This is a genomic window from Streptomyces sp. NPDC059080 (assembly GCF_042739975.1).
GTDB classification, from domain to species: Bacteria; Actinomycetota; Actinomycetes; order Streptomycetales; family Streptomycetaceae; genus Streptomyces; species Streptomyces benahoarensis.
Genome location: NZ_JBHYGX010000070.1, coordinates 1 through 11,529, shown reverse-complemented (window position 1 = coordinate 11,529; position 11,529 = coordinate 1). Strand labels below are relative to the sequence as shown.

The following is an 11,529-nucleotide window of genomic DNA, read 5'->3' as shown; positions in this document are numbered from 1 at the left end:
ACTCGTGGCCCAGCCCCCCCGCGCGCGGGCCCCCCCGCCGAGCGCCCCCGGTCACCTGACTGTCAGGTGACCGGGGGCCTTCGCCGTGTCGGCCGGCCGGCCGCTGCCATGGCCGACGAGTTGGCCCCGCGCCTCTTCGCCGTCGCCCAGCAGTACCCCGTCGGGGGCGGGGAGTGTGACGGGCATATCGCCGCCTGGGGGCTGGCGTACGAGGACGGGGAGGCGGACGTGGTCAGCACCGCCGGGCGGACGTATCCGAGTCTGCGCTCGCCGGAGAGTGCGCTGCGGTGGTTCGGGCGGCCGACGGATACCCAGGCGTGGCTCATCTGGCCGGGGGCGGAGAACTCCTCCGGGAAGCTGTCCGCCGGACGGTGACGGGCGGGTCCGGCGTACGCGAAGGGTCTGGGGAGGAGCTTCCTCCCCAGACCCTTCGCGGTGGACGGTCAGTCGTGCAGCGTCTCCCCGACCGCGGTGAGCAGCAGCGCCAGGGACGTGGCGCCGGCGTCGGGGTGGCCGTGGCCGAGGGCGCCCATGCGGGCGGCGCGGCCGCGGGCCGGGACGAGGTCGGCGGTCGCGGCGGCGGCGCGGGTCGCGGCCCCGGCGGCGGCGCGCCATGCCGTGGCGGGGCCGTCCGCGGTACGGGCGCGCAGTGCGTGGCGGAACGGTTCGAGGGCGTCGAGCAGGGTCTTCTCTCCGACACGGGCGCCGCCGAGTTCGGCGACGGCGCGGTGGGCGGCGTCGGCGGCGTCGGCGAGGAGCGCGGTGGTGCAGGCGTCGCCGGGGGCCTTGGCGAGGACGGCGCCGGTCTCGGCGAGGAGGGCGCCGTAGAGCGCGCCGGACGCGCCGCCGGAGGCGTCGGCGAGGGCGAGTCCGGCGCCGAGCAGGGCGGCTCCGGCGGAGCGGGGCCCGGCGGGGCCGGTCTCGGTGGCGCGGGCGGCGGCGACGGCGGCGCGCAGTCCGCGGACGATGCCGATGCCGTGGTCGCCGTCCCCGGCGACGGCGTCGAGTCGGCCGAGTTCGTCCTCGTGGGCGGCGACGGCGTCGAGGGCGGCCCGGAGAGCGGCGGTGGCGGGCAGGTCGGCGGCGCCCGGCCTGGCAGCGTCCTGCGCGGGCGCGGTCCGGGCGGCCGGGACCTGTGCGGTGTCCGTGGCGTCGCCGTCCTCCGTGCGGTCGTCGGCCGCGGGGCTGTGGCCGCCGGGCAGGCTGCGGAAGGCGGGGGTGTCGCAGGGGGCGTCGTAGAGGGCGGCGAGTTCGTCGTCGAGGACCATCAGGGAGAGCGAGACGCCGGCCATGTCGAAGGAGGTGACGAACTCCCCGACCTCGGGCCGGTACGGCTGGAGTCCGGCGGCCCGCAGGCGGCGGTTGACCTGGCGGTAGACGACGAACATCTCCTCGTACTTGGTGCGGCCGAGGCCGTTGAGGAGGACGGCGACGCGGCCGGTGGCGGCGGCGGGCCGGGGCAGTTCGGCGAGGAGGTTGTCGACGAGCGCGTCGGCGAGTTCGGTGGCGGTCAGGGCGCCGGTGGTGCGCAGTCCGGGCTCGCCGTGGATGCCCATGCCGAGTTCGGTGGTGCCGGGCTCGACGGTGAACAGCGGTGCGGTGGCGCCGGGCAGGGTGCACCCGGCGAAGGCGGCGCCGAAGGTGCGGGTCATGGCGTTGGCGTGGGCGGCGAGGCGGGCGACGGTGCCGAGGTCGTCGCCGCGGTCGGCCGAGGCACCGGCGATCTTGAAGACGAAGAAGTCACCGGCGACGCCGCGGCGGTCGCGGGACGGGTCGATCTCCTGGCCGTCGACGGGCGGCGGGCCGCTGGCGACGTCGTCGGTGACGAGGACCGTGCGGACGTCGGTGCCCTCGGCGGCGAGGCGGCGGGCGGCGAGGCCGAAGTGCATGACGTCGCCCGCGTAGTTGCCATAGGTCATCAGGACTCCGGCGCCGCCGTCGGCGGCGCGGGCGGTGCGGTAGACCTGCTCGGCGCTGGGGCTGGCGAAGACGTCGCCGATGGCGGCGGCGTCGGCGAGACCGGGGCCGACGAGTCCGGCGAAGGCCGGGTAGTGGCCGGAGCCGCCCCCGATGACGACGGCCACCTTGCCGGGGCGGGGCGCGTGCCGCCCGACGACGCCGAAGGCACCCGGGACCCGGCGGACGGTGCGCGCGTAGGCGTCGGCCAGTCCCTCCAGCCAGTCCTCACGGAAGGTCTCGGCGCGGTGTACCGATCCGGCGGGGGTGGTGGTCATCAGGGGCACACTCCTTTGTTTCGTCCCTGTTTGATTTAACACCTACATCACAGATCCCGTCACCCCTCACCCCGAAAATCACGGGGCCACCTGGGAGAACGGCCACTCAAAATCCCCTGCATCACATCTTGCATGTGAAGATCTCAGGATTGATGATGCTCGCATCGTGCGCGTCGCCCGACGGCGCCCGAGCCGGACGACCCGGCTCCCCTGCCCCGACCCGCCGTCCGCCGTCCCGCGGCGGCACCCGCCCCACGGAGGCGTGACATGGCACCACCCACCCTGTTCGACCGGATCGGCATCCCGAGGCCGCTGGTCTTCGGCTACCTCGGCGTCCTGCTGTTCATGGTGGGCGACGGCGTCGAATCCGGTTTCATCGCGCCGTTCATGGCGGACCACGGCGCCGGAACCGAGGTGCACGCCTCCTATGTGATCACGGCGTACGGCGTGACCGTCATGCTCGCCTCCTGGCTCTCCGGGGCGCTGTCGGACCTGTGGGGACCGCGCCGGGTGATGCAGCTGGGGCTCGTGGTGTGGATCGTCTTCGACGTCCTCTTCCTCACCCTCGCCATCGGCCCGCAGAACTACCCGCTGATGCTGGTCTTCTACGGTCTGCGCGGCTTCGGCTACCCGCTCTTCGCCTTCGGATTCCTGGTCTGGATCACCGCGACCGCCCCGAAGGCGCGGATGGGCACCGCCGTCGGCTGGTTCTACGTCGCCTTCACCGGCGGCCTGCCGACGCTCGGTTCACTCGTCGCGGGCGTGACCAACCCGCTCTTCGGCCACCTGGGCACACTGTGGGCGGCGCTGGCGATCATCACGGTCGGCGGGGCGTTCTGCCTGCTCGGGGTCCGCGAGCGCACCGGTTTCGCGCGGCTGGCGCCGCCGGAGGTGCGTCCGGTGCAGTCGCTGCTCTCCAGCCTCTCCATCGCCTGGACGCATCCGAAGGTCGCCGTCGGCTGTGTGGTGCGCGTCATCAACACCGCGCCGGAGTTCGGCTTCCTGGTGTTCCTGCCGACGTTCTTCGTCAAGGAACTGCACTTCGGCGAGGGCCGCTGGCTGACGCTGCTCGCCGTCATCTACGGCACCAACGTCTTCTGCAACCTGCTCTTCGGTGTGATCGGCGACCGGATCGGGTGGCGGAAGACGATCGCGTCGTTCGGCGGCCTCGGCTGCGCGATCACCACGCTCACGCTGTACTTCGTCCCCAAGGCGGTCGGCAGCCACTACTGGGTGGCGATCGTCGTCGGCATGCTCTACGGCGTGACGCTCGCCGGGTTCGTCTCCATCTCGGCGCTGATCCCGGCGCTCGCCCCCGACAACAAGGGCGGCGCGATGGCGCTGCTCAACCTCGGTGCGGGCGGCGCCGCGTTCGTCGGCCCGGCGATCGTCAGCCTCTTCCTGGAGCCTCTGGGCCCGTCCGGCGTCGTCATCATCTTCGCCGCGCTGTACGTCATCTCGGCGCTGCTGACGCTCTCTCTCAAGACGCCGGAGGAGGAACGGGGCGCGGCGGAGCAGGTGCCCGGTGGGCCCGACGCCACGCCGGAGCCGGTCCGCGCCTGACCTTCTGCGCGTACGCCTCGGGCCCCGCACCTGTGCATGGTGCGGGGCCCGAGGCGTGTCCGGCGGTGGGTCAGCGCTGCCAGCTGGTCGCGCCGTGGAAACCGTACTGGCGCTCCAGGCGGCGCCAGCGCGCGGCGGTGGCGCGGGGGCGGGCCGGGGCGGTGGGCCGGTGGGCGGCGCGGGCCAGGAGCACGGCCGTCAGGGCCGCCAGCTCCTCCTCGCTGGCCTCGCCCTTCTCCACGCGGATGGGGGTGGCGGGGGCTGCGGAATTCATGCGGGGGTCTCCGTCGTCTTCGTCGTCAGTGTCTTCGCGGTCGCCTGCGTCTTCGCGGTCGCCTGCGTCGCCGGCCGGCCCGGCGCGGGGGCTACTGCGGCGGGTTGCCGTGCTTGCGGGCGGGCAGGTCCGCGTGCTTGGTGCGGAGCATCTCCAGCGAGCGGATGAGGGTGTGGCGGGTCTCGGCCGGGTCGATGACGTCGTCCACCAGACCGCGCTCGGCGGCGTAGTAGGGGTGCATCAGCTCGGACTTGTACTCCTTGACCATGCGCGCGCGCATCGCTTCGGGGTCCTCGGCGTCGGCGATCTGCCGGCGGAAGATGACGCCGGCGGCGCCTTCCGCGCCCATGACGGCGATCTCGTTCGTCGGCCAGGCGTAGGTGAGGTCCGCGCCGATGGACTGCGAGTCCATGACGATGTACGCGCCGCCGTACGCCTTGCGCAGCACGATCGAGATCCGCGGGACCGTGGCGTTGCAGTACGCGTACAGCAGCTTGGCGCCGTGGCGGATGATGCCGCCGTGCTCCTGGTCGACGCCGGGCAGGAAGCCGGGGACGTCCAGCAGCGTGACGATCGGAATGTTGAAGGCGTCACACATCTGCACGAAGCGGGCGGCCTTCTCGGACGCCTCGATGTCGAGCACACCGGCGAGCGACTGCGGCTGGTTGGCGACGATGCCGACGACCCGGCCGTCGAGCCGCGCCAGCGCGCAGATGATGTTGGTCGCCCAGCGCTCGTGGATCTCCAGGTACTCGCCGTCGTCGACGATCTCCTCGATGACCTTGCGCATGTCGTACGGGCGGTTGCCGTCCGCGGGGACCAGGTCGAGCAGGACGTCACCGCTGCGGTCCGCGGGGTCCTCGCACTCGACGGCCGGCGGGTTCTCGCGGTTGTTGGCCGGGAGCAGCGAGAGCAGGTAGCGGACCTCTTCGAGGCAGGTGGTCTCGTCGTCGTAGGCGAAGTGCGCCACGCCGGAGGTCTCGGCGTGGACGTCGGCGCCGCCCAGGCCGTTCTGGGTGATCTCCTCGCCGGTCACCGCGCGGACGACGTCCGGGCCGGTGATGAACATCTGCGAGGTGTCGCGGACCATGAACACGAAGTCCGTCAGCGCCGGGCTGTACGCCGCGCCGCCCGCGCAGGGGCCGAGCATCACGGAGATCTGCGGGATGACGCCGGACGCCTTGGTGTTGCGCTGGAAGATGCCGCCGTAACCGGCGAGCGCGGAGACGCCCTCCTGGATACGGGCGCCCGCGCCGTCGTTCAGCGAGACCAGCGGCGCGCCCGCCTGGATGGCCATGTCCATGATCTTGTGGATCTTGGTGGCGTGCGCCTCACCGAGGGCGCCGCCGAAGATCCGGAAGTCGTGCGCGTAGACGAAGACCGTCCGGCCGTGGACCGTGCCCCAGCCCGTGATCACACCATCGGTGTAAGGCTTCTTCGCCTCCAGGCCGAACCCGGTCGCCCGGTGCCGGCGCAGCGGCTCCACCTCGCGGAACGAACCCTCGTCGAGCAGCAGATCGATCCGCTCGCGGGCGGTCAGCTTGCCCTTCGCACGCTGGGCTTCGGTCGCCCGCTCGCTGGGGCCTCGGTACGCCTGCTCGCGGATCGCGTGCAACTCGGCGACGCGCCCACGGGCGTCGGTCGCGCCCGCGGGCACCTCTTCGACAGTGGTCATGCACCGACGGTACGTGGGCGAGGGCCCGGGCGCCGATGTCAGTTTCGTACAACGTCGGATGCGATTTGGTGGGCAAGCAGTACAGAAGCCTCCTGTACGTGAGGTCGGCGCGCTGCTCCGATCGAGTGAGGTGTGGGCCGTGTGCTGTATGGGGCCGACAAAACCGGGGCGGGCGCGGGGTGCCCCGTCGGACGGCGTCCGGGCCGGTCAGCGCAGTGTGAGGGTGGCGGTGTGGGTGGCGCAGACGGTGCCGGGGGTGAGCCTCAGGCGCAAGGCGCGGCCGGTGGCGAGGACCGTGATGCCGGGGTCGTGGCGCGGTACGGCGACGACCGGCCGGCCCCAGACGATCTCCAGCGGATCGCCGGTCCGCTCGGGCGCGGCGGCGTGCAGGGTGGCAGTGCACGGCCCGGTGCGCCGGACGAGGAGGCTCACCGGGCCGTCGGCGGTGAGCGGCCCGGCGGTGCCGGGGCGGAAGAAGTGGGCGGCGGTCAGGCCGAGCGCGTCGACGGCGACGGCCTGCTGACCGGCGGTGTGCGCGAGGACGGTGAGCCACCGGGGGTCGGCGGCGCGGGCGGCGACCGCGTGGACCGTGGCGCCGGGCATCAGGAGGTAGAGGTAACGGGCGTCGTCCGGGTCGGTGCCGTGGTCGTGCCAGAGGGTGAGGTAGCGGCGGGTGAGCGGGGTGGCGGCGGAGCCGGTGTTGATGTCGTGCCAGGAGCCGGTGCGGTCCTCGCGGAGGGTGTGCAGCGCGACGCCGCCGGGAAATCCGCCAGGGAATCCGCCGGGAAAAACATAGCCTCCGTGTCCGGCGAGGTGGGCCCAGCGCGCGGCGGGGAAGGTGCGGACCGCGCCGGGGGCGGTGGGCTGCGGGCGGCCGTCGACGGTGAGGGCGGCGCGCCCGGCGGCGCCGAGGGCGCGGTTGTCGACGATCGTCTCGACGGGCACGCCGTCGTGGGCGGTGATCCCGGCGCCGAGGCAGACGACGGTGTCGTCGAGGAAGAACCACGACGTGTGGGCGGTGAGGGTGGAGCCGAGGCCACGCAGATGCTGGCCGACGGCGGCGTAGGTGCCGTCGGTGGTACCGCCGACCCAGCGGACGTCGGGGCGGGGCGCGCCGAAGGCGCCGCCCTCGTTGTCGGCGAGGCGCCGGGTGGAGACGGTGGTGCCGGGCAGCCGGTAGGGGTCGACGGTGGGCCAGTAGGCGTCGGTGTACTGCCCGCCGCCGGTCTCCCCCGCCCACCAGGAGAGCATGCCGGAGCCGGTGTGCCAGCCGTGCGGGTTCTCACCGTTGCCGTTCTCGTAGTGGGCGATGCGCGCGGAGGCCATGGCGAGCCCGGCGGTCCAGCCGGGGCGGCGGTGGACGGCGCGGTCCATGGCGGGGAAGAGGCGGTGGCCGTCCGGCTCCGGGGCGGGCGCGGCGGGGCCGTCGGCGAGGGCGGCGAGGCGGGCGAGGTCGGCGACGGTGTAGTGGCGGTCGGTGCGGACCGGCAGCACCCGGTCCCGGGCGATGTGCCCCTTGACCAGGGCGTGCCAACGGGTGCGTGCGGCCGGGTCCGCGCTCTCGGCGAGCAGCGCGACGGCGGCGAGGAGGGCGTGGCCGTGGTAGTGGTCGCTGCGCGGGACGCGGCGGTCGTCGGTGAGCAGATCGCCGCGGCTGACGGCCCGTCCGCTGACCATGTCCATCATCAGTCCGTCGTGGAGCAGCGGCGCGTAGGCGTGGGTGACGCTGTCGAGGACGGTGCGGCGGGCCGGGTCGGTGACGGCCCATTCGGTGCCTGTCAGGAGCGCGAGGAGTCTGCCGATGCCGTCGAGGAGGACGTAGCCGTAGGTGCCGGAGTAGGCGACGGCGGTGTGCTGGATGAAGGAGCCGTCGGTGTGGAGCCCGTCGCCGTGGGTGACGTAGGGGAAGACCGGGGAGAGGGCGTCGCGGGCGAGGGCGATCTTGGCGGGTACGCGGCCGAGGACGCCGCGGAGCGCGACGACGCGGCACAGGTCGACGCGGTTGGCGCCGGTGCTGGTGCCGGTGTACGCGCCGAGGGCCGCGTCGGGGACGAAGTGGTCGACGGCGGCGAGATGGCGGGCGCGGTGGTCGTCGGGGAGCGGGCCGCCGGGCAGGTGGGTGTCGAGGACGGCGAGGGTGTCGAGGAGCTGCTGCGGGCTGCCGATCTGCCAGTCCTACCAGTTGCCGTAGCGCTCGGCCCCGGCGTGGTAGACGGCGGCTTCGAGGTGGTCGAGGCCGGTCAGGACGGCGTCGGCGAGGGCGGCGTCGCCGGTGAGTCCGGTGCCGGGCTGGGCGTACGCCTCGGCCATGGTGTGCAGCCGGGTGTAGCTGCGGGTGATCCCGGCCGACGGGTCGAAGGGCTGGTCGGGCCAGAGTGACGCGGCGGCGGGCCGCATGGCGGCGGTGAACCGTCCGGCCAGCTCCCCGGTCTCGCGCAGCGCGCGGGCGTACGGCTCGGCGGCCGGGTCGACGCCGGTGCCGAGGACGAGGTCCACCCAGCGGCGGCGCAGGGTGGCGAAGACGTCATCGGGGCCGGAGGGGCTTGGGGCGGACACGGCGGACACGACGGGCGTGGCGGCACCGAGGGCGGCCGCGCCCCCGGCGGTGGCGGCGAGGAAGGCGCGGCGGGACCAGGCGGAGGGGTGCGGCACGGTCGTTCCCTTCGGTGACGGCGCGGCGGCCGACGGCGCCCGCCCCACGGCGGGCCCGGACCGGCCGACCGGCCTGCGGGGCGGCGCACGTGGCGGGCGGAGCGCCGGTGTAACACGGGGCGCGCGGCGCCGACAAGAACACCGTGAAACGGGAGGGAACGGGCGGACGCGCGGGTAGGGAGAGGCGGGTCGGACAGCGGGGCACCGCGGGAAGGCGGCGGCGAGCCACCCCGCGCCGCAGCCGCAGCCACAGCCGCCCGCACCCTCACCCCGCGCCCCCTCGCCCCGCACCCCCGCATCCCGCGCCCCAAATCCCAAGAAGTTGAAAATTGAACGAGACCTCACTACAGTCATCCTCGTTGAACGTTAAACAACTTCTTCCGAGGAGGAGCCATGGCTCTGTTCACCCGCAAGCGCGCCGAAGCCCCCGCCGCCCCCGCCCTCGTCGCGGCGGACCTCGCACTCGCCGCGCTGACCGGCGACTACACCATCGACCCGGCCCACAGCACCATCGGCTTCGCGGTGCGCCACGCCATGGTCACCAACGTCCGCGGCGCGTTCGGCACGTACGAGGGGCGGCTGCACCTCGACGGTTCTGAGCCCGGCCGGTCCACCGCCGCGCTGGAGATCCGGACGGAGAGCGTCGACACCGGCATCGGCGACCGCGATGCCCACCTGCGCGGCGGTGACTTCTTCGACGCCGAGGCGTTCCCGCTGATGACCTTCCGCTCCACCGCCGCCGAGCAGACCGCCGCCGACCGCTTCCGCGTCACCGGCGACCTGACGATCAAGGACGTCACGCGGCCGCTCAACCTCGACCTGGAGCTCCAGGGCACCGCCACCGACGTCTACGGCGCCGAGCGCGTCGGCTTCGAGGGCAGCACCGAGATCCTGCGCTCCGAGTGGGGCCTGACCTGGAACGCCGCGCTGGAGGCCGGTGGCGTGATGGTCAGCGACAAGGTCAAGCTCACCTTCGACATCTCCGCGGTGAAGAACGCCGCCTGAGCCCCCCTACGCCGAAGCCCCGCGCACGGCCCCTCCCCCGAGGGCCGGACGCGGGGCCGCGGCACGTGTGCGGTCCGGTTACTCCTGCGGCTCCACCCCGGCGCGCAGCAGCCCGTACGCGTAGGCGTCGTCGAGCGCCTGCCAGGAGGCGGCGATGACGTTCTCGGCGACGCCGACCGTGGCCCACTCGCCGTCGCCGTCGGTGGAGGAGATCAGGACGCGGGTGATCGAGCCGGTGCCCTGGCGGCCCTCCAGGATGCGGACCTTGTAGTCGACCAGCTCGATCCGGGCGAGCTGCGGGTAGATCCGCTCCAGGCCGACGCGGAGCGCCCGGTCCAGGGCGTTGACCGGGCCGTTGCCCTCGGCGGTGGCGACGATCCGCTCGCCCTTCGCCCACAGCTTCACCGTCGCCTCGTTGGCGTGCGAGCCGTCCGGGCGGTCCTCGACGATCGCCCGCCAGGACTCGGTACGGAAGAACCGCGCGGCCCTCCCCCGCTCCCCGCCCCGCGCCAGCTCGTCGCGGAGCAGCAGCTCGAAGGAGGCGTCGGCGGCCTCGTAGGTGTAGCCCGCCAGTTCGCGTTCCTTGACCCGGGCGACGACCCGGCCGACCAGCTCCCGGTCGCCGCCGAGGTCGATACCCAGCTCCTTGCCCTTCAGCTCGATCGAGGCGCGGCCGGCCATGTCGGAGACGAGCATCCGCATGGTGTTGCCGACCAGCGCCGGGTCGATGTGCTGGTAGAGGTCCGGGTCAACCTTGATCGCGGAGGCGTGCAGCCCGGCCTTGTGCGCGAACGCCGAGACGCCGACGTACGGCTGGTGGGTGGCGGGCGTGAGGTTGACGACCTCGGCGATGGCGTGCGAGACGCGGGTGGTCTCGGCGAGCTTGCCGGGCGGCAGCACCGCGCGGCCGTACTTCAGCTCCAGCGCGGCAACCACGGGGAAGAGGTTGGAGTTGCCGACCCGTTCGCCGTAGCCGTTGGCGGTGCACTGGACGTGGGTGGCCCCGGCGTCCACCGCGGCGAGGGTGTTGGCGACGGCGCAGCCGGTGTCGTCCTGGGCGTGGATACCCAGCCGGGCGCCGGTGTCAGCGAGGACGGTCCGCACGACGGCGGCGACCTGCGCGGGCAGCATGCCGCCGTTGGTGTCGCAGAGCACCACCACATCGGCGCCCGCCTCGTTCGCGGTGCACACGACCTGCTTGGCGTAGGCCGCGTCCAGGGCGTAGCCGTCGAAGAAGTGCTCGCAGTCGAGGAAGACCCGGCGGCCTTGGGCGCGCAGGTACGCGACGGTGTCCGCGACCATCGCGAGGTTCTCCTCGGGCGTGGTGCGCAGCGCCAACTCGACGTGCCCGGCATGGGACTTGGCGACCAGCGTGACGACCGGGGCACCGGACTCCAGGAGGGCGGCGACCTGCGGGTCGTCCTCGACGCGGACCCCGGCCTTGCGGGTGGCGCCGAACGCGACGAGCTGGGCGTGCCGGAAATCGATCTCCGCGCGGGCCCGTTGGAAGAACTCGGTGTCGCGGGGGTTGGCGCCGGGCCAGCCGCCCTCGATGAAGCCGACGCCGTAGTCGTCCAAGTGCCGGGCGAGGGTGAGCTTGTCGGCGACGGTGAGGTTGATGCCCTCGCGCTGGGCGCCGTCGCGCAGCGTCGTGTCGAAGACGTGGAAGTCGTCGGGGACCGCGCCCGCGGGGCGGGGCTCGGGCGACGCCAGGGCTGTGTGTGCGTCCGTCATGCTGGTCTGGCTCCTGTCGGGATCTCGGTCTACCGGAATGACCGGCTCCACCGTCCCTCCATGTTCCCTCGCGCTCCGCCTTCCGGTGCCGGGTGGGGCCGGAAACGAAAAAACCCCTCGCGGGTGCGAGAGGTCTGCGCGCGGGTCTGGGACGACGAGGGCCGCGCCGTACGCGGTAGGTACGGGGCGGTCACTGCGGACCGGCGCGCCTGCTGCCCATAATCATGGCAAACGAGAGCACGGGGGGCAGTTTGGCACGGCTCGGGCGGTGCGAGGTAGCCGGTCTCACGATGCGGGCGCCGGGGCGGACGCGGGCCGGGCCGCGCGGGCACCGGGGCGGACGCCGGGCGGAGCGCCGCGGTCCGGCGGCGGCCCGGGGAGAGGGCCGACGC

At 73.6% G+C, this 11,529-nt stretch carries 7 protein-coding genes and 1 pseudogene; 3 read left to right on the top strand and 5 right to left on the bottom strand.

Annotated features, from left to right (window positions below):
• Positions 1 to 108: 108 nt before the first annotated feature.
• Positions 109 to 375, top strand: a complete 267-nt coding sequence (locus ACFWWQ_RS29235) for a hypothetical protein (protein WP_384602233.1) — start codon at positions 109 to 111, stop codon at positions 373 to 375.
• A 68-nt stretch (positions 376 to 443) separates the two neighbouring features.
• Here the strand turns inward: ACFWWQ_RS29235 and ACFWWQ_RS29230 are convergent, their stop codons facing one another.
• Entirely contained in the window at positions 444 to 2,234 is a 1,791-nt protein-coding gene (locus tag ACFWWQ_RS29230; protein ID WP_384602231.1) for a dihydroxyacetone kinase family protein, read from the bottom strand.
• Positions 2,235 to 2,501: 267 nt separating this feature from the next.
• Here ACFWWQ_RS29230 and ACFWWQ_RS29225 point away from each other — a divergent pair, with 267 nt between their 5' ends.
• The gene (locus ACFWWQ_RS29225; RefSeq protein ID WP_384602229.1) at positions 2,502 to 3,797 is read left to right on the top strand and encodes an MFS transporter; all 1,296 of its coding nucleotides are present in this window, start codon (positions 2,502 to 2,504) and stop codon (positions 3,795 to 3,797) included.
• Between the two features lie 70 nt (positions 3,798 to 3,867).
• Here the strand turns inward: ACFWWQ_RS29225 and ACFWWQ_RS29220 are convergent, their stop codons facing one another.
• The 3 genes and pseudogenes from ACFWWQ_RS29220 to ACFWWQ_RS29210 form a co-directional block, all read right to left on the bottom strand.
• The gene (locus tag ACFWWQ_RS29220) at positions 3,868 to 4,071 is read right to left on the bottom strand and encodes an acyl-CoA carboxylase epsilon subunit (RefSeq protein ID WP_384602227.1); all 204 of its coding nucleotides are present in this window, start codon (positions 4,069 to 4,071) and stop codon (positions 3,868 to 3,870) included.
• Positions 4,072 to 4,162: 91 nt separating this feature from the next.
• A complete protein-coding gene (locus ACFWWQ_RS29215) occupies positions 4,163 to 5,746 on the bottom strand; it encodes an acyl-CoA carboxylase subunit beta (protein ID WP_384602225.1) in 1,584 nt (527 codons plus the stop codon).
• Positions 5,747 to 5,953: 207 nt separating this feature from the next.
• Positions 5,954 to 8,398 (bottom strand): annotated as a pseudogene (locus ACFWWQ_RS29210) (polysaccharide lyase 8 family protein).
• Between the two features lie 393 nt (positions 8,399 to 8,791).
• On the opposite strand from ACFWWQ_RS29210, the gene ACFWWQ_RS29205 reads away from it, so the two are divergent.
• The gene (locus tag ACFWWQ_RS29205; RefSeq protein ID WP_384602223.1) at positions 8,792 to 9,403 is read left to right on the top strand and encodes a YceI family protein; all 612 of its coding nucleotides are present in this window, start codon (positions 8,792 to 8,794) and stop codon (positions 9,401 to 9,403) included.
• Positions 9,404 to 9,481: 78 nt separating this feature from the next.
• Here the strand turns inward: ACFWWQ_RS29205 and cimA are convergent, their stop codons facing one another.
• Positions 9,482 to 11,137, bottom strand: coding sequence for a citramalate synthase (cimA, locus tag ACFWWQ_RS29200; RefSeq protein ID WP_384602221.1), 1,656 nt, complete (start codon positions 11,135 to 11,137; stop codon positions 9,482 to 9,484).
• Positions 11,138 to 11,529: the final 392 nt, after the last annotated feature.

Coding starts and splice junctions, on each gene's coding strand:
- ACFWWQ_RS29235 (WP_384602233.1), top strand. CDS start 109: ATGGCCGACGAGTTGGCCCCGCGCCTCTTCGCCGTCGCCCAGCAGTAC.
- ACFWWQ_RS29230 (WP_384602231.1), bottom strand. CDS start 2,234: ATGACCACCACCCCCGCCGGATCGGTACACCGCGCCGAGACCTTCCGT.
- ACFWWQ_RS29225 (WP_384602229.1), top strand. CDS start 2,502: ATGGCACCACCCACCCTGTTCGACCGGATCGGCATCCCGAGGCCGCTG.
- ACFWWQ_RS29220 (WP_384602227.1), bottom strand. CDS start 4,071: ATGAATTCCGCAGCCCCCGCCACCCCCATCCGCGTGGAGAAGGGCGAG.
- ACFWWQ_RS29215 (WP_384602225.1), bottom strand. CDS start 5,746: ATGACCACTGTCGAAGAGGTGCCCGCGGGCGCGACCGACGCCCGTGGG.
- ACFWWQ_RS29205 (WP_384602223.1), top strand. CDS start 8,792: ATGGCTCTGTTCACCCGCAAGCGCGCCGAAGCCCCCGCCGCCCCCGCC.
- cimA (WP_384602221.1), bottom strand. CDS start 11,137: ATGACGGACGCACACACAGCCCTGGCGTCGCCCGAGCCCCGCCCCGCG.